Origin of the sequence: Streptosporangium sp. NPDC049376, assembly GCF_044466505.1 — a bacterium.
Taxonomy (GTDB): Bacteria; Actinomycetota; Actinomycetes; order Streptosporangiales; family Streptosporangiaceae; genus Streptosporangium.
Genome location: NZ_JBITMT010000022.1, coordinates 57,262 through 82,129, shown reverse-complemented (window position 1 = coordinate 82,129; position 24,868 = coordinate 57,262). Strand labels below are relative to the sequence as shown.

23 protein-coding genes are annotated in these 24,868 nt (G+C 69.6%); 13 read left to right on the top strand and 10 right to left on the bottom strand.

Annotated features, from left to right (window positions below):
* The first annotated feature begins 43 nt into the window (after positions 1 to 43).
* Positions 44 to 889, top strand: coding sequence for an SDR family oxidoreductase (locus ACIBVQ_RS34680; protein ID WP_399182754.1), 846 nt, complete (start codon positions 44 to 46; stop codon positions 887 to 889).
* Complete coding sequence (locus tag ACIBVQ_RS34675; RefSeq protein ID WP_362911361.1) at positions 886 to 1,242, top strand: DUF4440 domain-containing protein; 357 nt, start codon at positions 886 to 888, stop codon at positions 1,240 to 1,242. The genes ACIBVQ_RS34680 and ACIBVQ_RS34675 overlap by 4 nt, the downstream gene beginning before the upstream one ends.
* Positions 1,243 to 1,513: 271 nt before the next feature.
* On the opposite strand, the gene ACIBVQ_RS34670 is transcribed toward ACIBVQ_RS34675, so the two are convergent.
* The gene (locus tag ACIBVQ_RS34670; RefSeq protein WP_399182751.1) at positions 1,514 to 1,948 is read right to left on the bottom strand and encodes an HAD-IA family hydrolase; all 435 of its coding nucleotides are present in this window, start codon (positions 1,946 to 1,948) and stop codon (positions 1,514 to 1,516) included.
* 36 nt (positions 1,949 to 1,984) lie between these two features.
* Positions 1,985 to 2,551 carry a DUF4291 domain-containing protein gene (locus ACIBVQ_RS34665; protein WP_399182749.1) on the bottom strand — a complete coding sequence of 189 codons (567 nt, stop codon included), beginning with the start codon at positions 2,549 to 2,551 and terminating at the stop codon, positions 1,985 to 1,987.
* 220 nt (positions 2,552 to 2,771) lie between these two features.
* Between ACIBVQ_RS34665 and ACIBVQ_RS34660 the strand changes: the two genes are divergently transcribed.
* From ACIBVQ_RS34660 to ACIBVQ_RS34630, 7 genes are all read left to right on the top strand, one after another.
* Positions 2,772 to 2,879: a putative leader peptide gene (locus ACIBVQ_RS34660; RefSeq protein WP_352015862.1), complete on the top strand. Its 108-nt coding sequence runs from the start codon at positions 2,772 to 2,774 to the stop codon at positions 2,877 to 2,879.
* Between the two features lie 148 nt (positions 2,880 to 3,027).
* Positions 3,028 to 4,599 carry a sulfatase gene (locus ACIBVQ_RS34655; protein ID WP_399182747.1) on the top strand — a complete coding sequence of 524 codons (1,572 nt, stop codon included), beginning with the start codon at positions 3,028 to 3,030 and terminating at the stop codon, positions 4,597 to 4,599.
* A gap of 343 nt (positions 4,600 to 4,942) precedes the next feature.
* Entirely contained in the window at positions 4,943 to 5,428 is a 486-nt protein-coding gene (locus ACIBVQ_RS34650; RefSeq protein WP_352015872.1) for a sigma-70 family RNA polymerase sigma factor, read from the top strand.
* Positions 5,425 to 6,372, top strand: a complete 948-nt coding sequence (locus tag ACIBVQ_RS34645) for a hypothetical protein (protein ID WP_399182745.1) — start codon at positions 5,425 to 5,427, stop codon at positions 6,370 to 6,372. The genes ACIBVQ_RS34650 and ACIBVQ_RS34645 overlap by 4 nt, the downstream gene beginning before the upstream one ends.
* Before the next feature lie 652 nt (positions 6,373 to 7,024).
* Complete coding sequence (locus ACIBVQ_RS34640; RefSeq protein WP_352015859.1) at positions 7,025 to 7,783, top strand: IclR family transcriptional regulator; 759 nt, start codon at positions 7,025 to 7,027, stop codon at positions 7,781 to 7,783.
* Between the two features lie 80 nt (positions 7,784 to 7,863).
* Positions 7,864 to 8,727: an SMP-30/gluconolactonase/LRE family protein gene (locus ACIBVQ_RS34635; protein ID WP_399182743.1), complete on the top strand. Its 864-nt coding sequence runs from the start codon at positions 7,864 to 7,866 to the stop codon at positions 8,725 to 8,727.
* 296 nt (positions 8,728 to 9,023) lie between these two features.
* A complete protein-coding gene (locus tag ACIBVQ_RS34630; protein ID WP_399182741.1) occupies positions 9,024 to 10,223 on the top strand; it encodes an endo alpha-1,4 polygalactosaminidase in 1,200 nt (399 codons plus the stop codon).
* A gap of 179 nt (positions 10,224 to 10,402) precedes the next feature.
* Here ACIBVQ_RS34630 and ACIBVQ_RS34625 read toward each other — a convergent pair whose 3' ends face one another.
* The 8 genes from ACIBVQ_RS34625 to ACIBVQ_RS34590 all read right to left on the bottom strand — a co-directional run bounded on the left by ACIBVQ_RS34625 (position 10,403) and on the right by ACIBVQ_RS34590 (position 19,896).
* On the bottom strand, positions 10,403 to 12,226 hold the full coding sequence (locus tag ACIBVQ_RS34625) for a spherulation-specific family 4 protein (protein WP_399182739.1): 1,824 nt from the start codon (positions 12,224 to 12,226) through the stop codon (positions 10,403 to 10,405).
* Between the two features lie 152 nt (positions 12,227 to 12,378).
* Entirely contained in the window at positions 12,379 to 13,722 is a 1,344-nt protein-coding gene (locus ACIBVQ_RS34620; RefSeq protein ID WP_362911352.1) for a sugar ABC transporter substrate-binding protein, read from the bottom strand.
* A 29-nt stretch (positions 13,723 to 13,751) separates the two neighbouring features.
* A complete protein-coding gene (locus ACIBVQ_RS34615; protein ID WP_399182737.1) occupies positions 13,752 to 14,621 on the bottom strand; it encodes a carbohydrate ABC transporter permease in 870 nt (289 codons plus the stop codon).
* A gap of 13 nt (positions 14,622 to 14,634) precedes the next feature.
* Complete coding sequence (locus tag ACIBVQ_RS34610; RefSeq protein WP_399182735.1) at positions 14,635 to 15,597, bottom strand: carbohydrate ABC transporter permease; 963 nt, start codon at positions 15,595 to 15,597, stop codon at positions 14,635 to 14,637.
* The gene (locus ACIBVQ_RS34605; RefSeq protein WP_399182733.1) at positions 15,594 to 16,646 is read right to left on the bottom strand and encodes an amidohydrolase family protein; all 1,053 of its coding nucleotides are present in this window, start codon (positions 16,644 to 16,646) and stop codon (positions 15,594 to 15,596) included. Before ACIBVQ_RS34605 ends, ACIBVQ_RS34610 begins: the two co-directional genes overlap by 4 nt.
* Complete coding sequence (locus ACIBVQ_RS34600) at positions 16,643 to 17,941, bottom strand: alpha-glucosidase/alpha-galactosidase (protein WP_399182731.1); 1,299 nt, start codon at positions 17,939 to 17,941, stop codon at positions 16,643 to 16,645. Before ACIBVQ_RS34600 ends, ACIBVQ_RS34605 begins: the two co-directional genes overlap by 4 nt.
* Before the next feature lie 106 nt (positions 17,942 to 18,047).
* A complete protein-coding gene (locus ACIBVQ_RS34595) occupies positions 18,048 to 18,983 on the bottom strand; it encodes a zinc-binding dehydrogenase (protein WP_352015850.1) in 936 nt (311 codons plus the stop codon).
* 79 nt (positions 18,984 to 19,062) lie between these two features.
* Positions 19,063 to 19,896, bottom strand: coding sequence for a fumarylacetoacetate hydrolase family protein (locus ACIBVQ_RS34590; RefSeq protein ID WP_399182728.1), 834 nt, complete (start codon positions 19,894 to 19,896; stop codon positions 19,063 to 19,065).
* A 240-nt stretch (positions 19,897 to 20,136) separates the two neighbouring features.
* Here ACIBVQ_RS34590 and ACIBVQ_RS34585 point away from each other — a divergent pair, with 240 nt between their 5' ends.
* Genes ACIBVQ_RS34585 through ACIBVQ_RS34570 form a run of 4 tightly spaced genes read left to right on the top strand, consistent with a single transcriptional unit; the run spans position 20,137 to position 24,852 of the window.
* A complete protein-coding gene (locus tag ACIBVQ_RS34585; protein ID WP_352015847.1) occupies positions 20,137 to 20,901 on the top strand; it encodes an SDR family oxidoreductase in 765 nt (254 codons plus the stop codon).
* A 25-nt stretch (positions 20,902 to 20,926) separates the two neighbouring features.
* Positions 20,927 to 22,309, top strand: a complete 1,383-nt coding sequence (locus ACIBVQ_RS34580) for an FAD-binding oxidoreductase (protein ID WP_399182726.1) — start codon at positions 20,927 to 20,929, stop codon at positions 22,307 to 22,309.
* Between the two features lie 18 nt (positions 22,310 to 22,327).
* Positions 22,328 to 23,527, top strand: a complete 1,200-nt coding sequence (locus ACIBVQ_RS34575; RefSeq protein WP_399182724.1) for a (Fe-S)-binding protein — start codon at positions 22,328 to 22,330, stop codon at positions 23,525 to 23,527.
* Between the two features lie 29 nt (positions 23,528 to 23,556).
* A complete protein-coding gene (locus tag ACIBVQ_RS34570) occupies positions 23,557 to 24,852 on the top strand; it encodes an endonuclease Q family protein (RefSeq protein ID WP_399182722.1) in 1,296 nt (431 codons plus the stop codon).
* Positions 24,853 to 24,868: the final 16 nt, after the last annotated feature.

Here is a 24,868-nt window from a genome sequence, read left to right as displayed (position 1 = left end):
CACTTAATCGAGCATATCGCGGGCTCGGTCGAGACTTTCCGGCATGACCTTTCTTGTGATCGGCGCGTCAGGCGCCCAGGGCGGCGCGGTCGCGCGGCGGCTCGTCGCCGAGGGACACACGGTGCGCGGCCTGACCAGGAGCGGCCGGGTGCCCCACGGGGTGGAACCGGTCGTCGGCGACCTCGGCGACGCCGAGGCGGTGAAGGCGGCCTTCGCCGGGGTGACGCACGCCTCGGTGACGCTGCCCATGGTCTTCGAGCCGGACACGGTCGCCGCCTACGTCCACCATGTGCGTGACGCCGCGCTGGCGGCCGGGGTGCGGCGGCTGGTGTTCAACACCGCCAACCGGCTGCCCGAGGCCGCCACGCGGGTGGCCGCCTTCGAGACGCGCCGGTGGGCGGTACGGACGCTGCGGTCGGCAGGTCTGCCGGTCGTGGTGCTGTGCCCGCCGCTCTACCTGGACAACCTGGCCGCGCCCTGGGTGACGGGTCCGCTGGCGGCCGAGGGCGTGCTGCGCTACCCGCTGCCCGCCGACCTGCCGGTGGCCTGGCTCTCGCACGACGACCTGGGCGCCGCCACGCACGCCGCGCTCGTCCGTGACGGTCTGGAGGGCGCCGTACTGAGGCTCGGCGGGGCCGACATGGTGACCGGCGACGAACTGGCGGCCGCCTTCGGCGCCCGTTACGCCGCGCAGGACCCGGCCGAGTTCGAGTCGGGCCTGGCGACGGCGCTGGGCGCGCCGACGGCCGCCGCGGTGGCGGACACCTACCGCCACGCCGCCGTCGACCGCGACCTGTTCGCGGCCGATCCCGCCGTGGCCGGCCTGCTGGGCCTGCGGCTGACGCCGCTACGCGCCTGGATCGCCGCCCAGCCGTGGGCGGCCCGGTGAACGGCGTCGAGGCGGAGATCGTCCGCCACCACGAGGTCATCGAACGCTGGCTGACCGGCGCCCTCGCGCGGGAGGAGTTCGCCACCTTCGCCGACGCCCACGGCCCCGGCTTCACGCTCAGCACCCCCGACGGCCCGACGCTCTCCCGCGACCAGGTCCTCGCCGAGGTCGAGGCGCTCCACGGCAGCGCGCCGGGGGTGACCATCGAGATCCGCAACGTACGGATCGTCGCCTCCGAAGGCGCCTTCGTCGTGGCCACCTACCAGGAGGTCCAGCCGGATCGGACCCGGCAGTCCACGGTGGTCTTCCAGGGCACCACCTGGTTGCACCTGCACGAGACCTGGCTGCCGTAACGACGGCCCGGGGTCGGGTGCCGCGCTAGAACGGGCCGGATGGCTGCCCATCGGCATGCTTCACGGTCTCGACGAGGGTGACCCCGAGGTGTTCTACCTCCACGAACAACCGTGAACGGCGTCGACGTACGGCACCCGGTCACCGGACGTGACCTCGCCTTGTGCGAAAACCCGGCGCCCGCCTGGGCCGGGACCTGCGGGTGAACACCCCACATGTCCGAAGACAGCAACCCCGTGGCCTCTGACAGGTGCGCGGTGAGGTCGTGGGCGGTCAGGCTCCCGCGAGGAGTCGTGGGAGTTCGCGCATGTCGTCGAAGACCGAGGTGTTCGGTCCTTCGAGCCAGCGCGCGGGTGTGAGTCCGCCGGCGTATCCGAGGGCGCACATGCCGGCCGCGCGTGCCGCCTGGACTCCGTACTTGCTGTCCTCGACGACGACGCAGGCCGACGGGTGGACGCCCATCCTCCTGGCGGCGTGCAGGAACAGGTCGGGGGCCGGTTTGCCGCGCGCGACCTCACCGGCGCTGAAGACGCGGCCTTCGAAGTACCGGTAAATCCCGGTGCGGCCGAACTTCTCGATCACCTCGGCCTCGGTCAGCGGCCAGCCCAGCTCGGCGCCCACGGTGACGTGGAGGCGTACTGCCAGGCGTTCGCTGTCGATGAGCACACCGTCGCAGTCGAATATGACGAGCTCGATCGGGTTGATCATCCGGACAGCGTACGCCCGGCGGCACCGCCCCAAACGTCACCTGCCTGGGGAAAGGCGGCTTTCCAGGGTCCGCGGCAGTGGATACACCCGCTCCGCGGGGAACAGCCGCTGGGCTTTGGCGGCGTGCCCGGTCTGTGTCAACGCCGCGGCCTTGCGGACCTGGGGGGTGAGGTCGGTGAGGCCGACGATCCAGTCGTCGGTGAACGTGCGGATCAGATCGCGGCCGACGCCGACCTGGATGCTGTAGTGGTTCAGCGCCGCTCCGCGTGACGAGCGTTCCGGGTCCCACTGGACGTGTACGGCCGCCTGCGCCACGGCTGCCGGATCCGCGGTCGTGAGCACGGCCTGGGACAGGGCCTCCTCCCAGCCCCGCCGGGTCATCCGCACCGCGAGGACACGCTCCTGACCGGGTTTGCGGGCCCAGTTGCTGCGGTGCATGAGCCACAGGAACGAGGGCTTGATCCAGGTCATCCTGTGGAACGAGAACGGCGTGACGAAGCGGCCCGCCCGCAGCGCCGCGTCGGCTATGGCGGGCGCGTACGCCTGGTAGACCACGATCGTGTCAGCGTCGTAGTCCGCGCGAACCTGGTACTGGGGTGCCATGCGTCGCACCCTGCCATCCGGTGCCCTCGCATCGCGAAGCCTTTTTCCCGCTCTCGGCCACGAGGCCCGGAGCGGCATGTTCCGACGAAACAGGTACGCCGCCGACAAACGGCTACGCGAGGTCGTGAACAGAACGAACGCCGCACGCGACGCCGGTTCGACGGCGGGTTCACACAATTACCCACTTGACCGGTAGGGATATTTCGGATTGCATGTGGTCATGACATCGACCGCCTGGAGTGGACACGGCTTCCACGCCACTGTGCGGCGTCACATCGACTTGGCGCGTGTGAGCAGCGCCATGTGTCGCCCGGTTCTCTCCCACTGATTCTCCGGCCTCCTTTTCGGGTGCGAATTCCCGTGCCCGCAACCGCTGTCACCCCTGGATGAACTCCACCCTGTTCGAGGCTGGAATGCCTCGGCATGCATTCATCGACGCCAAACGATGGAACAGGTATTCCGAGAAAGGGTGCGGTATGAACGTCCTCAATCCACATCGTCGCCGATCGAAACTCCTGGGGGTCCTGCTCGTCGCGTCCGCGGTCATCGCCTACGCGGGTGTGAAGCTCGGCAGTCCTCCGGCGTCGGCGACGACGGCCCGGCCCAACATCGTCTTCATCCTCACCGACGACCTCAACGAGGACGTCTTCGGCAAGGACGCCGGACTCCAGACGCTCCTGACCAGCCAGGGAACGACGTTCAACAAGCAATTCGTGGAACTGTCGCTGTGCTGCCCGTCGCGGGTGTCCACGCTGCGCGGGCAGTTCGCGCACAACACCGGCATCTACACCAACGACGCCGCCTCCGGTGGCGGATTCCAGTCCTTCCATAACAAAGGACTGGAGAACTCGACCGTCGCCACCTGGCTGCAGAGCGCCGGATACCGTACCGGATTCTTCGGTAAATACCTCAACGGGTACCCCAACGGAGCGCCCAGCAGCACCTACATTCCGCCCGGATGGACGCGCTGGTTCAGCCCCAACGGCGGAAGCCCGTATTCGGAGTACGACTACGACGTCAACGACAACGGCACGACCGTCCATTTCGGCGGCGCGTCCTCGGACTACGGCGTCGACGTGATCTCCCGCAAACTGACCACGTTCATCAGGAACACCACGACCAACTACCCGGACAAGCCTTTCTTCACCTACGTCGCCCCCTACATCCCGCACGGACCGGCGACGCCGCCGCCGCGCTACGACGGCATCTACCCCAACGCGAAGGCGCCGCGCACCCCGTCCTTCAACGAGGACGACGTCAGCGACAAACCGGCCTGGATCCGCAACAAGCCCAAGCTCACCGCCGCCCAGATCAGCAACATCGACGCCTTCTACGAAAAGCGCAGAGAATCCCTGCGCGCGGTCACCGACCTCGTCCAGGACACGATCGACACCCTGCGGGCGCAGGGCGTGCTCGACAACACCTACATCTTCTTCACCTCGGACAACGGCTTCCACCAAGGTCAGCATCGCCTGAACTCCGGCAAGAACACCGCCTTCGAGGAGGATCTCAACGTTCCGCTGGTCATCCGCGGACCCGGCGTCCCCGCCGGGGCGGTCGTCAACGCCTTCACCCTCAACGTCGACCTCGCGCCGACCTTCGCCGAACTGGCCGGAGCGACCGCTCCCTCCTTTGTCGACGGCCGCTCCCTCGTGCCGTTCCTGCGTGGCACCACGCCGTCGCCATGGCGCCTGGCGTTCCTCAACGAGCACGCCGGACCCAGCACCCTGAACACCAACACCCTGAACGACCTGCTGGAACCCCAGGATCCCGGTGACGCGCAGGCGCTCGCCTCCGGAGGCGCCCCCGTCTACGTCGGCCTGCGGGCCAAGCCCAACACGCTCGGCGTGAACGCGGCGTTGAACTACGTCGCCTACGACACCGGCGAACACGAGCTGTACGACCTGTCGGCCGATCCCCACCAGCTCGACAACTCCTACGGCAGCGCCGACCCCACGCTCAAACGGAGGCTCGACGCCTGGGTCAGCAGACTCAAGGGCGCCTCCGGGCAGGCACTGCGGGACGCGGAGGAGAACCCGCCGCAGTAGAGGACCCGTCGCGGTGCGGGCGGGATCTTCCCGCCCGCACCGGTCCGCGTCCGGCGACAACCCCAGGGACGAGCGGTACGTCGCAGATCTGCCGTTCAGGTACGGCGTGGGCCGTCGTCCGTGTTGGCGGCTCCCCTTCCCCACCGCCCAGGCCGTCTGAACGTGCGACCGACGACCCGGCGCGTCACTCATCACCTGAAGGGTTCGACACCTCGTTCCACGGGTTGGTGTCATCGTCGTAGCCGGGTTGTACGTCGCGAAGAGTCCGGTCGAGACACAGGTGCTGCGGATTCGGGTGTGACCATGGGGCGGGTGGCTTCGTCTTTGGTGGTGTGAAGACGACATCCCGTTCGCGGAGGACGCCATCGGCAGCCGTATCGAGCAGCTCTATCGTGAGCACTGGCATCTGGTCTGCGGATATCTCGTGCGCCGGACCCGTGACCCGCACCTCGCCGAGGACCTCGCTCAGGAGACGTTCGCCAAGGCCACCCGTGCGGTGCTCGGCTGGCGTGGCGAGTCCCCGACCGCGTGGCTGCTCGCCATCGCTCGCAACGTCCTGCTCGACCACGCGCGGCGTAGCCGGATCTCCCTCCCGCTGCCCTCCCCTGACGCTCTGGGCGTCCCCGAGTGCACGCCGGACGCCGTCGCGGTTCGCGACGTACTGGATCGCATGCCGGAGCGACAGCGACAGTTGCTCACGCTTGTCTACTTCGACGGATTCTCCCTGGTGGAGGTGGCCGCGATGACCGGCCGTTCCGTCTCCTCGACCAAAACCGCCCTGTGGCGCGCCCGTACGGCCTTCGCCGAAAGCTATGGAGAACACCGATGACCGAGCAGGAAGACATTCCCCCGATCCCTGACTTCGATCTCGGCAGGACGAAGTGGGCCATACGGCGTGGGGTGGCGCGTACGGCCGTCACCGCCGCCGTGATACTGCTCGTCGGCGTGCTTCTGCTCAACCTGGGAGCCCAGTGGATCCAGCGGCGCGGTGACCGGGAGGAGCGCATGGTGAACGTTCTCGGCACGGCCCTTGAGGTCGCCAACCCCGGCTACCGCATCTACCCCGTGACATGCTGCGACGCCACCGCGTTCTCGCTCTCCTTCGCCGTACGGTTCACCCCGCTCCGGGCCGGAGGTGACGCCTCGAACTACTTCTCCGGCGGTGCCGTCTTCACCGTCAGTCAGAACCAGTTCGGGCGGGTCGAATGGCCGCCTCCGGGTTTCGTCAGGGAGACGCCCCTGTTCACGGCCCTCGACTCGGTCGGCACGGACGCCCCGCCGAGCAAGGCGGACACCAGGAGGATCCTGGACCGGCTGCCCGAATCGATGTCCGCTCTGGCGGTGGTCGATTTCGCCAAACCATTGGGGGAAAGTGAGTTCTCGGCGTTCGTCCGGCGGCACCCAACCGTCCTCCCGGAGACGGCGATCTACGACGGGCGGATCGGCGGAACCCCGATCGGCTGGCGCCTGGACACCCCGCTGCCCAACGCGCCGCAAGGCGACGCCCCGGAACTCGCCCCCGGCGAACTGCCCGGGAACGGGCTGGCCGGGTTCCGCCACTGGGTCGGAAGCCTGCGCGACCATGACGCGGTCAACCTGGACAAGCTCGGACTCGGTCTGAAGCTGCTGCGCAAGTCGGCCGCTGACGGCCTGGCGTACGCCTACGTCACCCGGCACAACCGCGTCGGCGATCTGCGCGCCCTGATCGACGACCCTCTGGTCCGCGCGGTCAGAGTGGCCGACGTCGCCTACGATCTCACCACTCCGAACTGATCCCGGCCGTCCTTCACGGCGTACGGACGACAGGGTCACGATCGACGCGCGATCCGGCCTCGCCCGCCCCCTCATCGTGAGTTACGCTGTCCCCCACCTGCTCCAGCTCCGCCCGGAGAGGGCCGCTCCGGGCTTCCGAACGTGCGACCGACGACCCGGCGTGCCACTCATCACCCTTCAAGGGTTCGTGACTTCCAGCTGTCCCTGATCTCGATCGCGATGGCGCGGATCGCTCATCACCCTCAAGGGTTCGCGACTTCCGACTGTCCTTGATCTCGATCGTGACGACCCGGATCGCTCATCACCCTTGAGGGTTCGCGACTTCCAGCTGTCCTTCACGTCGATCCCGACGACCTGGCTCCCTCATCACCCTTGAGGGTTCACACCTGTGATCGTTCGGTGGCGCACGGGTCGTTCACCTCTGTGCGAACCCGGCGCCCGCCGACCTGAAGCCCACGTGCGCGCCGTACCCGGGTGGAGAGGGTAACGGGGTGGTCTCTCAGAGCGACAGACTGGGGGTAGGCTTCGCGGACCGTGTTCGGCGCCCTGTTCACCGGTTCCGGTGGGCCTTCCCTCGACTCTCGGTCGTTGACTGGTGATAATTCCGTATAACGCTATAGCATTCCATTATTCGGAATAGGCGAGGAGAATCATGGGTGAGGTCCAGTCACCGGTGGGAAGCGTCGATCGCGCCCTGCTGATCCTGCAGGAGATCGGCAGGCACAGCAGAGGAGCGACCCTCGACGAGTTGTCCACCCGGCTCGGGTTGCCGAAGAGTTCGTTGCACCGCCTGCTCAGCGCGCTGAAGCATCGCGGGTTCGCCGCGCAGCCCGAGCCGAGCGGCCCCTACTACCTGGGCACCGAGATGCTGGCCACGGCCTTCAGGTTCTACGAGACCATGGACCTGCGCACTCTCGTGCGTCCGCTGCTGATGCGGCTGAGCGAGGAGTTCACCGAGACCGTGCACATGGCCATGCTCGACGGGGCCGAGGTGGTCTACCTCGACAAGGTCGAGGCCGTGCGTTCGATCACGATGACCTCGGTGATCGGCGGGCGCAACCTCGCGCACTGCACGGGGGTGGGCAAGGCCCTGCTGGCCTGGACGTACCCCGCCGACGAGGCGATCAAGGCGTGGGCCGAGCGGTACGGCCCGCTCGCCTCGCGGACCCGCAACACGATCACCAGCCCGGCGCGGCTGGCCACCAACCTGGCCCAGATCAGGGAGCGCGGTTACGCGCTCGACCTTGAGGAGAACGAGCCCGGGGTGCGGTGCGTGTCGGCTCCGGTCTTCATGGGCAAGTCGGCCCCCGTCGCCGCGGTGAGCGTGACGGCCCTCAAGGACCGCATGTCACAGGCCCGGATGGAAGAGTGCGGCGACTTCCTGCGGCGGGCCGTGGCCGAGCATCTCTGACTCTTGACAGGTCGTTCGCCGTGGTGGTCTGCTGAGGTCTATTTGGAATATCGTTCTGCTATATGGAATAGGAACGCCTCATGAGCCTCCCCCTGGTCTCCGAGCCGAGGGCCGTCCCCGTGCCCCGCACATCACTGGGCGAGGGTCCGCACTGGGACGGGCACACCCAGACCCTGCTGTGGGTGGACATTCCCGCAGGGCAGGTGCACCGCCTCGATCCGGCGGACGGCTCACACGGTGTGGTCGACGTGGGCATGCCGGTCGGGGCCGCGGTTCCCAGGGTGGAGGGCGGGCTGGCCCTGGCCGTCAGGGACGGCTTCGCCGTACTCGCGGAAGAGGGGCTGGAGGTGGTCGCGCCGGTCACGGCGGGCGAGCGACCGGGGAACCGGATGAACGACGGCGCCTGCGACCGGGCGGGGCGGTTCTTCGCGGGCACCATGTCCGAGGACGACACCCCGGGCGCCGGGGCGCTCTACCGGCTCGGACCAGGACGGCGTTGCGAGCGCGTGGTCCCCGACGTCTCGATCTCCAACGGCGTGGCCTGGAGCCCGGACGAACGGCTGATGTACTACGTGGACACGCTCACCGGCCGGGTCGACGTCTTCGACTACGACCCGGCCGACGGAGGCATGGCGAACCGCAGGGTGTTCGCGGTGATCCCCAGGGGGATGCCCGACGGTCTCACCGTCGACGCGGCCGGGCACGTGTGGGTCGCGCTGTGGGGCGGCGGGGCCGTACTGCGGCTGCGTCCTGACGGGAGCCTCGACCTGACCGTGGAGATCCCCGCGACCAACGTGACGAGTTGCGCGTTCGGCGGCCCGGACCTGGACGTGCTGTATGTGACCAGCGCCTGGGACGGGAGGACGGGTGGCGAGCTGTTCCGGTGCACGACCTTCTTCACCGGCCTGCCCGCCAACCCCTACCGGGAGAATTCCACCCCCTGACGGGCGCACACCGGGACGGTGGTGAGCACGGCGGCGGTGGCCGCCGCGTACGGAGAGTGTGGCGACCGTCCATTATGTGGACCAGAATTCTGCTGCGCAGAACAATCCACAGGACCGGGGCGCTCGATGATGATCTGTCACGTTCCACGGCCATGACCGGCTTTTCCGGAGGTCTCTCCGGGGTTGACACCTCTCCCCTCCCTCGCTTTCCTTGATTGCGGAAACAGATTCTGTTATACGGAAAGAAAGTAAGGGTATTGAATAAGATCTCCCCTCCGCGGCGGAGCCCGCTCCGCATGAGCGTCCTGCTGGGCGTCGCCGCGACCACGATCGTCTCCTCGGCCTTCGCCGCAGGGGTCGCCACGGCGAGCGTCTCGGCCGCGAAACCCGGCCCGGGGACCACCAAGACGGCCAAGGGAACCACGGGGGGTTCCACCGGGAAGAGCGGCTCCCAACACGGAAGCCGCAAGCCCAAACCCTCCCCGACCCCCACCACAAAACCGAAGCCGAAGCCGAAGCCCAGCCCCACCGCTGAGCCCACCTCCAGGCCCAAGCCGAAGCCCAAGCCGAAGCCGAAGCCCAGCCCCACGGCCAAGTCGAAACCCAAGCCGAAGCCGACCCCCAGCCCCTCGAAGAGCTCCACGGCCGCCCCGAAGAGCGACATCTGGCACCCGGCGCCTCGCAGCCGCTGGCAGTACCAGTTGGAGGGCAACGACGCCTACGCCTCGACCGGCGGCGTCAACGTCGACATCTGCGCGGTCCCGCAGACCGGCGGTGCCTGCGTACGACCCGACGTGTTCGACATCGACCTCTACGCCAACGGCGGCACGGCCCTGAACACCGAGGCCGTCAAGGCCATCCACGCCCGGGGCGCCAAGGCGGTCTGCTACGTCGACGCCGGGTCCATCGAGGAGTTCCGGCCCGACTACCGGCAGTTCGTCGACTGGAACGACAGCCACGGCAAGTCCCTGCTCGGCAAGCCGTTCAGCGTGAGGTTCCCCAACGAACGCTGGGCGAACATCAACAACGACCGGGGGCAACGTGACTTCCTGCTGCGGATGATGGAGGCACGGGTCGCCAAGTGCGCGAACGCCGGGTTCGACGGGGTGGAGTTCGACGTCGTGCACGCGCACGAGGAGGGCCCCTCCGTCACCGGCTGGGACATCAGCCCCGCGACCCAGCTCGTCTACAACCGGGCACTGGCCGACATCGCCCACCGGTACGGCCTGGCCGTCGGCCTCAAGAACGACCTGAGCCAGGTCCCCGACCTGGTGGCGGACTTCGACTTCGCGGTCAACGAGGAGTGCTTCGAGAACGAGGAGTGCGACGACCTCAAGCCCTTCGTCAGGGCGGGCAAGCCGGTCTTCCAGGTGGAGTACCTCACGGCGCCGAAGACCTTCTGCCCGAAGGCGAACGCCACCACGCTCGACTTCAACTCGATCAAGAAGGCCGATGACGCCTCCCTGAACGACAAGCCGTACACGCCCTGCCGGTGACCCGGATCCCGCCGGGGCACGGGAGCCCGGCGGGAACAAGGGCCAGTGCGGGGCACAGGAACCCCACCGAGACAGGAGCCCGTACGGGACACAAGGACCCGGCCGGGACGTGAACCGGCCGGGACGTGGGAAACCACGGGACCGGCCGCCCCCCGTCTCGGGGGACGGCCGGTTCTGGCTCAGCTCTGGGTCACGGTGATCACCCCCGTGTAGGTGTTCGGCGAGTCACCCGTGCCGTTGAACACCAGCGAGTGCGTGGTGCCCGCCCCCTCAAGGGCGGAGGTCGGGATCGACCACCGGTAGAGGCCGCCGGAGCTGGAGATCAGCGGGTTGACCCCGGTGACCTTCGTCCAGTTCCAGTCGGGGCCGACGTACTTGTAGAGGCCGCCGTCCTCGATCATGTACTCCGCGCCGACTCCGGCGACCGTGTAGTGGTTCGCGACGTTGTTGTCGACGTCGATGAACACGTGGTGGAAGTTGAACGGCACGTTGAACTGGGCGGTGTAGGTGGCGGTCGTCGCGCTCAGCGTCGCCTTCGGGTCGGTGATGGCCGGCGGGTTCGGCGTGCTGACGCTCACCGCGCCCGAGGCCGCGGAGGGGCGGTCGGTGGTGTCCCTGGCCTTCACGGTGAAGGCGTAGGTCTGGCCGCCCTTCAGCCCGCCGAGGTTGACCGTCGTGACGTCCCCCGGCACCGAGAGCACGCGGACGCCGTCCCTGAACACGTCGTAGGACGCGACGTGGTCGTCCGCGTCGGTGTCGTCCGAGGCGGTCCAGGCCAGCTTGACGCTGGTCGGGGCGACGTCGGAGGCGACCGGTGTGCCCGGCGTCGTCGGCGCGGTCGCGCTGGCGGCCGCGGTCGTCACCGAGACCGCCGTGCTCACCGCCGAGGTGTTGCCCGCCCGGTCCCTGGCGCGGACCGAGAAGGTGTAGGCGGTCGAGGGCGACAGGCCCGCCACGTCGAAGGTCGTCGCCGAGGGCGTGTGGTTGGCCTGGGTGCCGATCTTCACCGACCCCTGGTAGACGTCGTAGCCGACCACGCCGGGGTGGGCGGCCGAGGCCCAGCTCAGTTGCAGGCTCGTGGCCTCGACCTGGCTCGTCGTCGGCGCTGCGGGTGCCGACGGGGTGCTGCCGCCGCTGCCCGCGGTCGCGGCCAGCTCTGCGGACATGTAGGAGGAGGGCGGCAGGGTGTCCCACGGGTTGCCGAACTCGTCGAGCTTGTCGGGGGTGACGTAGACGTACCCGGCGTTGTTCGCCTTGGACTTGGCCATGACGGTCGCCAGTTCCGATTCGTCCTTCACGTCGTAGACCAGGTTCCACACCCGTTTGGGGTCGTAACCGGCCTGCCAGGCGGGCGGCGCCTGGTCGGCCGGCGGATTCATGTAGGTGGCGTAGGTCCCCTCGAAGGTGACGAGGATGTCCGCGGAGTCCTCGTAGCACTCGTCGGGCGCCGTTCCCGGGTTGTGGATGGTGATCGAGCCGGGGTGGTACTTCTTCACGTAGGCGCTGGCCTCGCGGTACAGGTCGACCCAGGCGTCTCCGCCGCCGGTCGGGCCGCAGTCCTTCTGCGCCTGGTCGAAGAAGACGCCGTCGACGTTGGAGCCGTAGAGGTTGTACCAGTTGTCGACGTCGGTCTGGATCTGCGTGCGCCAGTCGTTGATCGAGGCCGAGCCCATACGGGTGGTCTGGCCCGTCGTGCCGTAGTAGCCGGTGTCGACATAGCCGATGACCTTGATGCCCGCACCGTGCGCGGAGGCCAGCGCGGCCTGGTAGTCGGTGTTGACGGTGCCGGTCGGGCCGTTGAGGACGTTCACCACGGCGATGGACGGGCGCGAGCCCGAGGCGGTGAGCTGGGTCCAGTACTGGGCGGAGCTGCCGCCGGGGTAGAAGTAGGCGGGAACCGCCACCTCCTGACCGAGGATGGCGTCGGCCTGGGCGGGAGCGGGGGTGAACGCGATCAGCGAGGCGACGGCGGCCGTGACGGCGGCCATTCCTCGCCTGGTCATGCGAGACATGCTTCTCCTACGGGAATTCCTACGGAACTGACTTCTTCCTGCGGGCCGTGGAACACGGGACGTCCGCCGGATGGATCTCTCCCTGGAACAGGAACCGCTGGAACGGGGAAGGTCGGGGGAGCACGGGCCACCGTCGGCTCCGGCTACTGGAAGAGGGCGTTGACCTCGGCGTTCGCCGCGGTCAGCGCCGTCCTCGCGTCCGATCTCCCGAGGTAGACGGAGGAGACCGCGTTGTCCATGATCTCGCCGATCTTGTCGGCGTTGTCGGTGATGGGCAGCAGGAACGTGCCCTGCGGGTCCTTGGCCTCCTCCACGAACGGCCCGACGTCACGTCCGGCCGCGGCGTGGGCCGCCAGGGCCTTGTCCGAGGAGGTGCCGATGGCGGGCAGGACCTCGGCGGTCTCGGCGACCAGGTCCTGGCACTCGGCCGAGCCGACGAACTTGACCCACTTCCACGCCTCGTCCGGGTGCTTGGTCCCGGCGTAGATCGCGTCGGAGACGCCGTTGATCGGCGACCTGCGGCCCTGCGGCCCGACGGGCAGCGGCGCGACGGCCAGCTTGAGCGTCTTGCCGTCCAGGTAGGTCTTGGCCATCCAGGACCCACCGATGATCATGGCGGCCCTGCCCGACTGCAGCACCGCGTCACCGCCCAGTGCCGACTGCTTGTCGTACGGCGGCGCGTATCCCTTCCTGATCAGGCCGGCGAACCAGTCGACGGTCTCGGCCAGCCTGGGGTCGTCGTAGTGGTACCTGGTGCCGAAGGGGTTCTTGTCCAGGTAGGTGAAACCGTTGCTCACCGCGAGCCCGGCCCACGCGGTCTGGCCGAGCGCGTAGGTGTTGTAGTCGGGGGCGATGCCGTACACCTTGACGTGGTTCTTGTCGAAGTCCTTGTCGGTGCCCCTGCGGCCCTTTTCGTCCACGGTCAGGGCGGCGATGGCCTTCTCGAAGGTGCCGCCGTCGCGGGGGTTCCAGGTCCAGTCGGCGAAGCCGGCCGGATCGACCTTGGCGTCGGCGACCAGGTCCTTGTTGTAGAAGACGCCGACGGTGTCCCAGTCGAGCGGCAGGCCGTACCGCTTGCCGTCGCGCACCCAGATGTCGGCCAGGCCCTTCTGGTACTGCCCGAGGTCGACGCCGTCCCTGGCCACCAGGGGGGCGATGTCGAGCAGCTGGTTGTTCCTGGCGAACTGCGGATAGTAGGCGACCGAGTCGCGGAAGACGTCGGGGGCGGTGCCGGAGACGACCTGGGTGGTGAGGTTCTGCCAGTACTGGGCCCAGGCGACCGCGCTCATCTTGATCGTGATGCCGGGGTTCTTCCTGGTGAAGGCGTCGGCGCACTTCTGGTAGGCGGGAACCTGGTTGTCGGCCCACATGACGTAGTCGAGGGTGACGGGGCCGCCGTCGCCGCCGCCTCCCGCGCCGCCGCACGCCGAGGCGAGCAGACCGGTGGCGACCACGACGGGAAGGAGACGGCGGAGAGACCTGGACATGACGGGGGTCCTTCCTCGTGACGAGGGTTCTACTTGATGCCCGTGAACTGCAGGGAGTTCGCGAGCCGCTTGCCGAAGACCAGCAGGAGCAGCAGCACCGGGATGACGGACAGCGCGGAACCGGCCATCAGCCCCGTCCAGTCGGGACGGGCGTTGGGAGACTGCTGCAGGAAGACGCCGAGGGCGACGGTGAGCACGCGGGTGCCCTCCTCCTGGCCGACGAGCAGCGGCCAGAGGTAGTCCTTCCAGGCCCACACGGCGTTGGTGACGCCGATGGTGATGATCGGCCCGCGTGACATGGGCAGGACGACGCGCCAGAAGACGGTCCACAGCCCGGCCCCGTCGATGAAGGCCGCCTCCTCGACCTCCCTGGGCAGTGACAGGAAGAACTGCCGCAGGAAGAAGACGGTGAACGGGGTCATGAGCAGGATCGGCGCGACGAGCCCGGCGAAGGTGTTGAGCAGCCCGAGGCCGCGGACCATGGCGAAGTTCGGCAGCAGCGTGAAGATCGGCGGGACCATCAGCGCCGCGACGAACGTCCCGAAGACCGCCTGCCTGCCCCGGAACCTGAGCCGGGCCAGCGCGTATCCGGCCAGCGCGCAGGACAGGGTCTGCACGACCACGACGACACCGGTGTAGACGACGGAGTTGCGCAGGTAGAGCAGGAAGTCGAGGGAGGCGCCCGAGCCTCCGGCGGCCTGCGCCTCGGCGACGCTCGACAGGCCGAGCACCCGTTTGAAGTTGGCCAGCGTCAGGTGCTGGGGGATGAGCGAGAAGTTGTCGGTGAACAGGTGGTCGGCGTCGGTGAGGGCCGTACGGACCATCCAGTAGAACGGGAAGACGGTGACCACGACGGCACCGGCCATCACGCCCCAGGCCATGAGCCTGCCTGCGCGCACGAGGGACCGCCTCCTAACCGAGATCGGAGCTGGACGCGCGCATCAGGCGCATCTGGAGGTAGGTGAGGGTGCCCAGGACCAGCACGAGGCTGAGGGCCATGGCGGAGGCGTAGCCCATCCTGAAGTGGGTGAACGCCTCCTGGTAGATGTAGTAGTAGATGACCTTGGTGGCGTTGATCGGGCCGCCCTTGGTGGTGACCGCGATGGTGTCGAAGATCTGGAAGCACCCGATCACCGAGACGACCAGCACCAGCGCGAGGATGGGCCGCAGCAGCGGCAGCGTCACCCGGAGGAAGGTACGGATCTCCCCCGCCCCGTCGATCGAGGCGGCTTCGTAGACCTGCGCCGGGATCTGCAGCATCCCCGCGTACAGCAGCAGGGCGACGTAGCCGACGGAGGACCAGGCGGTGACCGCCGCCACCGTCGGCATCGCCTCACTTGGCGAGTTGAAGAAGCCGTGGGTGGACAACCCCATCGAGGACAGCAGCTGGTTGAAGAAGCCGAGGTTGGCGTCCAGCAGCCACAGCCACAACAGCGCCGTGGACACGTTGGGCACCAGCCACGGCAGCAGCAGGGTGGCCCGCAGGACGACCGACTTGGTCAGCCGGTGCATCAGCGCGGCCAGCAGCAGCGCCAGGGAGAGCTGCCAGACCAGGTTGAGCGCGGTGTTGTAGAGCGTCAGCAGCAGCGCCCGCCAGAACAGCGGGTCACCGGCCAGCTCCGCGTAGTTGGCGCCGCCGGTGAACCGGGGCTCCGACAGCAGGTTCCAGTCGGTGAGCGAGATCCACGCGCCCCGCAGGCTGGGGTAGACGTAGAAGGCGGCGAACCCCACCAGGGCGGGCAGCAGGAACAGCAGCGCCGCCCGCCCCTGCCCGCCCTCCGCGCTGTAGGGCCGCTTCCCCGGCGAACGCCCGCCCTTTCCCGGCGGCCGCCCGCCGGTGACCGGTACGGCTCGCGTCAGGGACCGCACGCTCATGCGAGCCTCGGGACGAGCCTGAGCGCGTTGCCCGTGTAGACCTGGGCGAGGACGTCGTCGGGCAGGTCGAGGCCGGAGATCGTCCAGCGGCCCATCAGCGGCGGGTCGTCCAGGGAGTGGGCGAAGGCCTCGTCCGCGGTCTCCATGAAGCGGAAGTGGATGCGGTAGACCTCCGGGTGCGGCGGGATCTCGTCGGTGCCGAACAGCACCCGGTCCGGGTGGTTCACGATCAGTTCGCGGGCCGCCCGGGGAGCCCTGCCCAGTTCGGCGACGCGGGCGGCGATGTCGATGTGGAAGTTGGGGTGGTCGTCGAGCATCCGGCCGACCCAGCCGAGGTTCTCCGGCCAGCATCCGGCGTGCACCCCGATCACGGTCGTGTCCGGGTGGGAGGCGACCATCTCCTCCATGGCCTCCATCAGCCGCTCGAACGGCGGGAACCCGGGACCGGAGAACGCCCAGTCGGGGCGGGCGGCCAGCAGTTCGAGGCGTTCGTTGCGCTCGTCGATCGGTTCGAAGAAGGCGACGGGGTCGGCGGTGTGCAGGGCGATGGGGATGCCCAGTTCGCCCGCGGTCGCCCACAGGGGGCCGAGCCGTACGTCGTCGAGCATGACCAGTTTGCCGCGGTGGTCGCGTACGTGCAGGCCGACGTCCTTCCAGACCTTCAGGCCGGCCGCGCCCTCGGCGACCGAGGCGCGCAGCTGGGCGGCCAGCCGTTCACCGAAGCCGGGTTCGGCGGCCTGCGACCAGTCCACGTGGCAGAAGGTGGCGAACCTGCCGGGGTGGGCGGCGTCGTAGCGTTCGATGTTCTCGGCCAGCTCCCGGCCCCATCGGCCGTCGAGGTTGACCATGCCGCGCAGGTTGAGGGCGTCCATCGTGTCCAGCAGTGCGGGCACGTCCTTGACCATCCAGTCGCCGTCCTCGGTGAGCCAGCGGCCGAGGTGGATGTGCGCGTCGACGGCGGGCACCTTGGCCCGCTCGACGCGGGTGACCGGGACCCTGAGCTGGGAGACGGGGCGGTAGCTCGACAGGGGGATGTCCGGAGTGGTCATGCGCGGTCCCTGACGCCTTCGGGCAGCAGGTCGCCGTGGGCGGCGATCAGCTCGTCCACCAGTTCGCGGATCCTGCCGACCGGCAGGGTCGCCGCGGTGTTCGGGTCGAGCAGGGCCGCCTGGTAGACATGGTCGCGGCGGCCTTCGAGGGCGGCCCGCACGGTCAGTTCGCTGACGTTGAGTGTCGCCCGGTTGAGCGCGGCGAGTTGGGCGGGCAGTTCGCCGATCCTGGTGGGCCGTACCCCGGAACGGTCGACGTGGCAGGGCACCTCGACGCAGGCGTCCTCGGGGAGGTTGGTGATGAGGCCGCCGTTGCGGACGTTGCCGTGGATGAGGCGGGGGGTGCCGGTCTCGATGGAGTGGATGGCCAGGGAGGCCAGCTCGTCACCGCGTTGGATGGGTACGCCCCGGCCCGCGTCGAGGGAGCGCCTGTGCTCCTCGTACTCGGCGAAGCCGTCGGCCAGCCAGTCGAGGTAGACCCCCACCGGGATGCGGTAGCGGTCGACCTGATCGGGTTTGGAGAGGAACCAGGGGAGGTACTCCGCGCCGTGCTCACTCGACTCTGTAGGGAAATAACCGAAATTTCGGTAAATCTCCACACGGACCCGGCGCCGCAGCTCGGGGTCGGCCTCGATGAGCTCGTCGAGACGGCGGTAGAGGTTCTCCCCGTCCCGCTCGAAGCGCAGCACGAACGCCTGGTGGTTGACCCCGGCGGTGAGGAAGGAGACCTCCTCCTCGGGCACGCCGACCATCCTGGCCAGGGTCCGCTGGGTGTCGCGGGCGGCGTGGCAGACGCCGACCACGTTGCGGAACGGCGTGCCCGCGTAGACCGCCCACGGAATCATCGACATGGGGTTGGTGTAGGTGAACAGCGTCGCGTCCGGCGCCAGCTCCGCCAGGTCCTCCCCCAGGCCGACCATCACCGGGATGGTGCGCAGCGCCCGGAAGATGCCGCCGATGCCCAGGGTGTCGGCGATCGTCTGGCGCACGCCGTACCGGGCGGGGATGTCGAAGTCGCGGCGCACGGCGTCCATCCCGCCGACGGCGATCTCGTTGATGACGTGGTCGGCTCCGTCGAGCGCGGCACGGCGGTCGAGATGAGCCTCGACCTTGGCGCCGATCCCGAGCTCCCCGACCATCCAGGTGGCCATCGCCTCGGCCGTCGCGAGCCGTTCACGGTCGATGTCGTGCAGCACGATCGTGGAGTCGGTGAGTTCGGGGAAGGTCAGGATGTCGGACAGCAGGTTCTTGGCGAAGGTGATGCTTCCGGCGCCCACCAGGACGATCCGGGCCATGGGGTACCTCGATTCAGGGGGCTTCGGTGGGGTTGCGACGGGGGCGCCACAGGGCTCAGAGGTTTCCCCGGGGTTCAGTGGCCTCAGCGGGGACGGCCCGTGGGGTTCAGGGAGCCAGCAGGGCCTTGACGGGGGTCGCGCGGCCGTTCATCAGCGCGGTGAAGACCTCGGCGCCCTCGGCGAGCGGGAAGGTGGTGACCCAGCTCAGGTCCCATCCCCCGACCAGACCGATCGCCGCGGCGAAGTCGACGTCGCGGTAGGCGAAGGAGCCGAGCACCCGCTTCTCCCCGCGCACCAGGTCGGCGGCGTCGAACCCGGAGGCCGTGTCGGCCAGCCCGAGCCACACCGCGACCCCGCCGGGACGCAGCCGGGCGAGCGACTGCTCGTGGGTGACCGCCGCGCCGACCGCGTCGAAGACCACGTCGTACTCACCCGTCAGCTCGGTGAGGACCGCGTCCGCGCCGAGCCGGGCCGCGACCGCCCTGCGGTCCTCTGAGCGGTCGGCGATCTCCACCCGGCCCGCGCCGCCGGAGACGGCCACCTGCAGACAGGCCAGGCCGATCGCGCCCGCGCCGATGACGCCGATCCGCGCCCCCTCCGGGGCCCCGGCCAGTTCCCAGGCGTGTACGGCGTTCGCCACCGGCTCGACGATCCCCGCCGCCGTCCAGTCGAGGCCCTCCGGCAGCGCGACCAGCGAGTTCCCCGGTACGGCGACGCGTTCGGCGAACCCGCCCTGCGTGTGCACGCCGACGATCCGCCGCCCTCTGCACACGTTGCGCAGGCCGAGCGCGCACACGTCACACCTCCCGCAGGACAGGATCGGGTTGACGATGACGGGACGCCCCTCGTCGGTACGGCCCGCGAACTCGTGCCCCATCACCAGCGGCGGCACCCGGAAGCCCGGCGTCCTGACGCCGTGCAGCTCGCTGCCGCAGATGCCGGAGGTGACCACGTGCACCAGCACGTCACCGGGGCCGGGCTCGGGCTCGGGCACCTCGCGCATCTCGACGACGCCGGGGCCGGTGAACACCAGGGCCCTCACCGCGGACCGCCTGGGGCCGGACGTGCCTGTCTCATGGAAACTCCTGTGTGTCGGGGGGTCGCGGGGTCGTTCCGAAGGGTCATCGGCGGCCGACGACGGGGTTGCGCAGGGAGCCGACGCCCTCGACGCTCACCTCAACGACGTCTCCCGGCCTGAGCGAGCGGCGGGGGGTCATGAACTCGCCGCATCCCCACGGGGTGCCGGTCAGCACCACGTCGCCGGGTTCGAGGGTGAAGGCGCGTGAGCAGTACGCCAGCAGTTCGGCGACGCCGAAGAGCATCTCGGCGGTGGTCGAGTCCTGGACGGTCTCCCCGTTGACGACGGTCCTGAGCGCCAGCGCCTGGGGGTCGTCGATCTCGTCGGGGGTCACGATGACCGGGCCGAGCGGGCAGAAGGTGTCGAGGTTCTTGCCCCTGGTCCACTGGCCGTCGGCGAACTGCAGGTCACGGGCGGAGACGTCGTTGGCCACGGTGTATCCCGCGATCCCCGCCAGGGCCTCCTTCTCGTCGGCGTGCCTGAGGGGGGTGCCGATGACGACGGCCAGCTCGACCTCCCAGTCCACCCGTTCCGTCAGCTCCTCGTCGACGACGATCTCCTCGCCGGGACCGATCACGCTCGACGGGAACTTGGCGAACATCAGCGGGCGCTCGGGCCTGTCCATCCCGGCCTCACGGATGTGGTCCAGGTAGTTGAGCCCGATCGCCACGATCTTGCCGGGGCGCAGCGGTGCCACGGGGACGGCGCCCTCGATCGGCTCGGTCGCCGAGGCGGCCAGGCGGGCGACCCTTCCGGCCCCGGACGCGAGTACGGCCTCAAGCGGTGTGCTCGCCGAGACCTCCAGCGCGTACCAGTGCCCCTCGCGCTCAACCGCGGCGAGCCGGCTCTCCCCGACGCGCACCGTGCCGAGCCTCATGCCACTCTCCTGTTCCGTATGACAGAATGCAGTTCCGAATACGCGCTAGCAGAACATTCGGGCGATCACGCTGTCAAGTACCTGCCCGAAGCCCCAATCCTCGACAGATTGCCATTATTTTCCGCTTAGCGGAACTATAGACCGTATAGCGGAACAGATGTTACGTTGACGCCGTCGCCGTACAGCCGAGAAACGCGGGCGATGGGCCACCGGGGTGCGACCGGACCAGATGGGGAGACGATGCGCGGCCTGACGGGGAAAAGAGTGCTGATCAGCGGGGGCAGCAGCGGCATCGGCGCCGCCACCGCCCGCAGGTTCCTCCAGGAGGGGTCCCGGGTCTTCGTCGGCGGTCTCGACGCCGACGAGGTCGAGCGGACCGTGGCCGAGCTGGCCCCGCTCGGCGAGATCGGCGGCCTGGCGGGGGACGTCGCCACGGAGGCCGACGTGAACCGGCTGGTCGAGGCGGCCGTCACGGCCCTCGGCGGCCTCGACGTGCTGGTCAACAACGCGGGTACCGCCTGGCGCGAGCCGTTCCTCGACATCACCAGGCGACACTGGGACCGGATCATGGCCGTGAACCTCGGCGGCATGTTCCAGGTCGCCCAGACCGTGGCCAGGCACCTGGTCGCGCAGGGCACGGGCGGGGTCGTCGTCAACATGTCCTCGACCAACGGGATCGGCGGCGAGGCCGACTACGCCCACTACAACGCGTCGAAGGGCGGGGTGCTGCTGCTCACCAGGACCATGGCCGTCGAGCTGGGCAGGTACGGCATCCGCGTCAACGCGCTGTGCCCCGGCTACATCCAGACCCCGCTGAACGCGGAGATCTCGGCCGGTCTGGCCGACGACTTCGTCTCCGCCTACGAGCGCGACCACATCCCGCTCGGCCGGGCGGGACTGCCCGAGGAGGTCGCCGCCGGATACGCCTTCCTGGCCTCCGACGACGCCGCGTTCGTCCACGGCACCGAGCTGGTGATCGACGGCGGCCAGCTGGCGATCATGTGACCCGCCCTACCGGAGGGAGACTTCCATGAGGATCGACGCCGCCGTGCTGCGTGAGCTGCGCGCGATCGTCGGCGCGGGCCACGTCCGCGACGCCGACGGGGACGTGGCGGCCTACGCCAGGGACGCCACCCCGCTGTTCTCCGCCATGCCCGGCGCCGTCGTCCACCCCGGTTCGGCCGAGGAGGTCGCCGCGGTGCTCAAACTGGCCTGCGCGCACGGTGTGCCGGTCGTCCCCAGGGGCGCCGGATCCAACCTGTGCGCGGCGACCGTCCCGCTCAGCGGCGGCATCGTCCTGGTCCTGACCAGGCTCGACCGCATCCTGGAGATCAGCGCCGACGAACTCCTCGCCGTCGTCCAGCCCGGCGTCACCTCGGCCGAACTCGCCGACGCCGCCGCCGCGCACGGCCTGCTGTACGCGCCCGACCCCGGCAGCAGGACGGTCGCGACCGTCGGCGGCACCATCGCCACCTGCGCCGGCGGCCTGCGCGGCCTGAAGTACGGCGTGACCCGCAACCACGTCCTCGGGCTTGAGGCCGTACTGCCGACCGGGGAGATCGTCCGCACCGGCGGGCGGCTCTGGAAGGACGTCGCGGGCTACGACCTGACCCGCCTGCTCACCGGCTCAGAGGGCACGCTCGGCGTGATCACCGAGGCGACGGTCGCGCTCACCCCCGCGCCGGAGACCACCGGGACCGGGCTGGCCTACTTCGCCACCCTGGCCGACGCGGGACGGGCCGTGGCCCGGATCATCGGCTCGGGGATCGTCCCGGCGACGCTGGAGTTCCTCGACGCCAAGTGCGTCGCCGCCGTCGAGGACTACGCCGGGCTCGGCCTCAGGCGGGACGCGGGCGCGCTGCTGCTGTTCGGCGACGACGGCGCCGCCGCACCGGTCGCCGACCACCTGGCCAGGATGGCGGAGATCTGCCTCGGCGAAGGGGCGACGGAGGCCGTCGTCGCGGGCGCGGCGGCCGAGTCCGAGGCGCTGCTCGCCGCGCGGCGGTGCGCGCTGCCCGCGCTCTCCCGCCTCGGCTCGGTCACGATCCTTGAGGACGCCAGCGTGCCCAGGCCGCGCATCGCCGAGATGGTCGCCCGCGTCGACGCCCTGGCCGTACGGCACGGCCTCACGATCGCGACCTTCGGCCACGCCGGGGACGGCAACCTGCACCCGACCTGCGTGATCGACGCGGGCGACACCGACGCGGCCGAACGCGCCCACCGCGCCTTCGCCGACATCTTCCGCGCCGCGATGGAGCTGGGCGGCACCATCACCGGCGAACACGGCGTCGGCGCGGCCAAGCTGCCCTACCTGGCCGAACGGCTCGGCGAGGACCAGATGGCACTGCTGCGCAGGATCAAGGCCGCCTTCGACCCCGCGGGCATCCTCAACCCGGGAAAGCTCGGCTCGTGAACCAGGGAGGCTCGGCCCGTGAGCACCACACCGTCTCCTGACCCGTCGGCCCGGGGTGTCTTCACCCCCGAACTGCTCGACCGCTGCATCTCCTGCGGCTTCTGCCTGCCCGCCTGCCCGACGTACGCGCTCACCAAGGACGAGACGTCCTCCCCCCGGGGCCGGATCACCCTGATGCGCGCCCTTGAGGAGGGCACACTGCCGGAGAACGACCTGCGCCTTCAGGAGGAGTCGAGTTTCTGCCTCGGCTGCCGGGCCTGCGAGACCGTCTGTCCCGCGGGGGTCGAGTACGGCGCGCTCCTTGAGGAGTGGCGCGACCACCAGTGGCGGGGGCCGGGACGTCCGTTGATCGTCAGGCTGCTGACGTTCGCGGTGAACTCGCGCCTGAGGGTGTGGCTGCTCGGCCTGTTCCGCCGCCACGCCCGGACCAGGCCCTCACCCAAGGGGCCCCACCTGATGCTCGGCTGCTTCGAACGGGCCCTGTATCCCAAGGTGAGCAGGGCCGCCCGCGTCCTGCTGCCCGAGCTCTCCGCCCCGGCCTCGCAGGGGTGCTGCGGAGCGCTGCACGCGCACAACGGCGACTCGGCCAGGGGCCGGGAACTGGCCGTCGAACTGGGCGAACGACTGCCCGGGATGATCGTCACCACCTCGGGCGGCTGCGCGGCCCACCTCGCCGACGTGCTCGGCAGGGACAGGGTCAGGGAGATCTCCGAGTACCTGACCGCCGCCTCCGAGACGACCCCCGAACCAAGCACGGGCCGTCCTTCCGCGGGCCGCACTTCTGCGGGCCGTACTTCTGCGGGCCGTACTTCTGCGGGCCGTACCGGAACGGATGGCACGCCTGAGGAGCCGTCGAGGCCGGGGATACGCATCGCGTTGCAGGACTCCTGTCACCTGCGCAACGGCCTGGGGGTCTGGCGTGAGCCCAGGGAGCTGCTGGGCCGGATCGGCGAGTACGTCGAGCTGCCCTCCGCCGGGACCTGCTGCGGGGCGGCCGGCAGCTACGCCCTGGTCAGGCCCGAGGACAGCCGCAAGGTCCTGGACGCCAAACTCGACGAGATCGAGGCGGCCGGGGTGGACTACGTGGCCGTGGTCAACCCCGGCTGCTACCGCCAGCTCGACCAGGGACTCCGCCGCAGGGGATCGAAGGCGCGGGCCGTACACCTGGCGGAACTGGCGGCGGATCTTCCCTCCGGGCACCACCCCCGCACGGATTAGCGGGGCCTTTCCATGGAAAAGTGTCTGGAATGCGCTTCCATGCGGATCTGCACATCCACTCGAAGTACTCACGGGCGTGCAGCAGGGACAGTGACCTGGCGCATCTGACCAGGTGGGCGCGGCACAAGGGTGTCACGCTGATGGGGACGGGCGACTTCACGCATCCGTCCTGGTTCGCGCTGCTGCGCGAGGGGCTCGTACCCGCCGAGCCGGGTCTGTTCCGGCTGCGTGACGACCTCGACCGGGAGGTCGCCAGGACGCTGCCGTCCTCGGTCGCCTCGGCCCCGGTGCGGTTCATGCTCACCGTCGAGGTGTCCACGGTCTACCGGCGTGGCGGCCGTACCCGCAAGCTCCACCACCTGGTCAACGTGCCGGGCTTCGAGGCGGCCGAGACGTTCAACCGTGAGCTGGGCAAGGTCGGCGACCTGGGCGCCGACGGCAGGCCGACGCTCGGGCTCGACTCCCGCGACCTGCTGGAGATCGCCCTGAACAGCGGCGAGGGGTCCTACCTGGTCCCGGCCCACGTCTGGACGCCGTGGTTCGGGGTCTTCGGCTCCAAGTCGGGGTTCGACACGGTCGAGGAGTGCTACGGCGACCTGTCCGGGCACATCTTCGCGCTGGAGACCGGCCTGTCGAGCGACCCGGAGATGAACCGGCGGGTCTCCATGCTGGACGGCTACCGCCTGGTCAGCTACTCGGACGCGCACTCGCCGCCCAGGATCGGCCGGGAGACCACGGTGCTCGACACCGATCTCGACTACTTCGCAGTGCTGGACGCGCTGCGGACCGGCGCGGGCTACGAGGGGACGGTCGAGTTCTTCCCCGAGGAGGGCCGCTACCACCTGGACGGGCACCGTAAGTGCGGCGTCAGGTTGGAGCCCGCGGAGACGCGCCGCCTCGGCGGGATCTGTCCGGTGTGCGGCAAACCGCTCACGGTCGGCGTGCTGAGCCGCGTCGAAGACCTGGCCGACCGTTCCGAGGGTGTACGGCCCGCGGGCGACGTCTCCGTCTCCGAGGAGCTCGTCCCGCTGCCGGAGATCGTGGGCGAGATCCTGGGTGTCGGGCCGGGCAGCAAGAAGGTCGCCGGGGAGGCCGACCGGCTGGTCGCCGCCCTCGGCCCCGAGCTGCAGATCCTCCAGGAGGTGCCGGTCGGCGACCTGGAGGCCCGGCTCCCCAGGCTCGGGGAGGCGATCGGCAGGCTGCGCCGGGGCGAGGTCATCAGGGAGCCGGGGTTCGACGGCGAGTACGGCGTGATCCGCCTGTTCTCCCCCGGCGAGCGGGAGGCCCCGACCCTCTTCGACACCCCGGCCGACGACACGGATTAGCGCCGCCGGCCGCGCC

Coding starts and splice junctions, on each gene's coding strand:
- ACIBVQ_RS34610 (WP_399182735.1), bottom strand. CDS start 15,597: ATGAGCGTGCGGTCCCTGACGCGAGCCGTACCGGTCACCGGCGGGCGG.
- ACIBVQ_RS34645 (WP_399182745.1), top strand. CDS start 5,425: ATGACCGAGCAGGAAGACATTCCCCCGATCCCTGACTTCGATCTCGGC.
- ACIBVQ_RS34590 (WP_399182728.1), bottom strand. CDS start 19,896: ATGAGGCTCGGCACGGTGCGCGTCGGGGAGAGCCGGCTCGCCGCGGTT.
- ACIBVQ_RS34580 (WP_399182726.1), top strand. CDS start 20,927: ATGAGGATCGACGCCGCCGTGCTGCGTGAGCTGCGCGCGATCGTCGGC.
- ACIBVQ_RS34625 (WP_399182739.1), bottom strand. CDS start 12,226: ATGACCAGGCGAGGAATGGCCGCCGTCACGGCCGCCGTCGCCTCGCTG.
- ACIBVQ_RS34630 (WP_399182741.1), top strand. CDS start 9,024: ATGAGCGTCCTGCTGGGCGTCGCCGCGACCACGATCGTCTCCTCGGCC.
- ACIBVQ_RS34660 (WP_352015862.1), top strand. CDS start 2,772: ATGACATCGACCGCCTGGAGTGGACACGGCTTCCACGCCACTGTGCGG.
- ACIBVQ_RS34655 (WP_399182747.1), top strand. CDS start 3,028: ATGAACGTCCTCAATCCACATCGTCGCCGATCGAAACTCCTGGGGGTC.
- ACIBVQ_RS34680 (WP_399182754.1), top strand. CDS start 44: ATGACCTTTCTTGTGATCGGCGCGTCAGGCGCCCAGGGCGGCGCGGTC.
- ACIBVQ_RS34620 (WP_362911352.1), bottom strand. CDS start 13,722: ATGTCCAGGTCTCTCCGCCGTCTCCTTCCCGTCGTGGTCGCCACCGGT.
- ACIBVQ_RS34640 (WP_352015859.1), top strand. CDS start 7,025: ATGGGTGAGGTCCAGTCACCGGTGGGAAGCGTCGATCGCGCCCTGCTG.
- ACIBVQ_RS34665 (WP_399182749.1), bottom strand. CDS start 2,551: ATGGCACCCCAGTACCAGGTTCGCGCGGACTACGACGCTGACACGATC.
- ACIBVQ_RS34670 (WP_399182751.1), bottom strand. CDS start 1,948: ATGATCAACCCGATCGAGCTCGTCATATTCGACTGCGACGGTGTGCTC.
- ACIBVQ_RS34600 (WP_399182731.1), bottom strand. CDS start 17,941: ATGGCCCGGATCGTCCTGGTGGGCGCCGGAAGCATCACCTTCGCCAAG.
- ACIBVQ_RS34635 (WP_399182743.1), top strand. CDS start 7,864: ATGAGCCTCCCCCTGGTCTCCGAGCCGAGGGCCGTCCCCGTGCCCCGC.
- ACIBVQ_RS34570 (WP_399182722.1), top strand. CDS start 23,557: ATGCGCTTCCATGCGGATCTGCACATCCACTCGAAGTACTCACGGGCG.
- ACIBVQ_RS34585 (WP_352015847.1), top strand. CDS start 20,137: ATGCGCGGCCTGACGGGGAAAAGAGTGCTGATCAGCGGGGGCAGCAGC.
- ACIBVQ_RS34605 (WP_399182733.1), bottom strand. CDS start 16,646: ATGACCACTCCGGACATCCCCCTGTCGAGCTACCGCCCCGTCTCCCAG.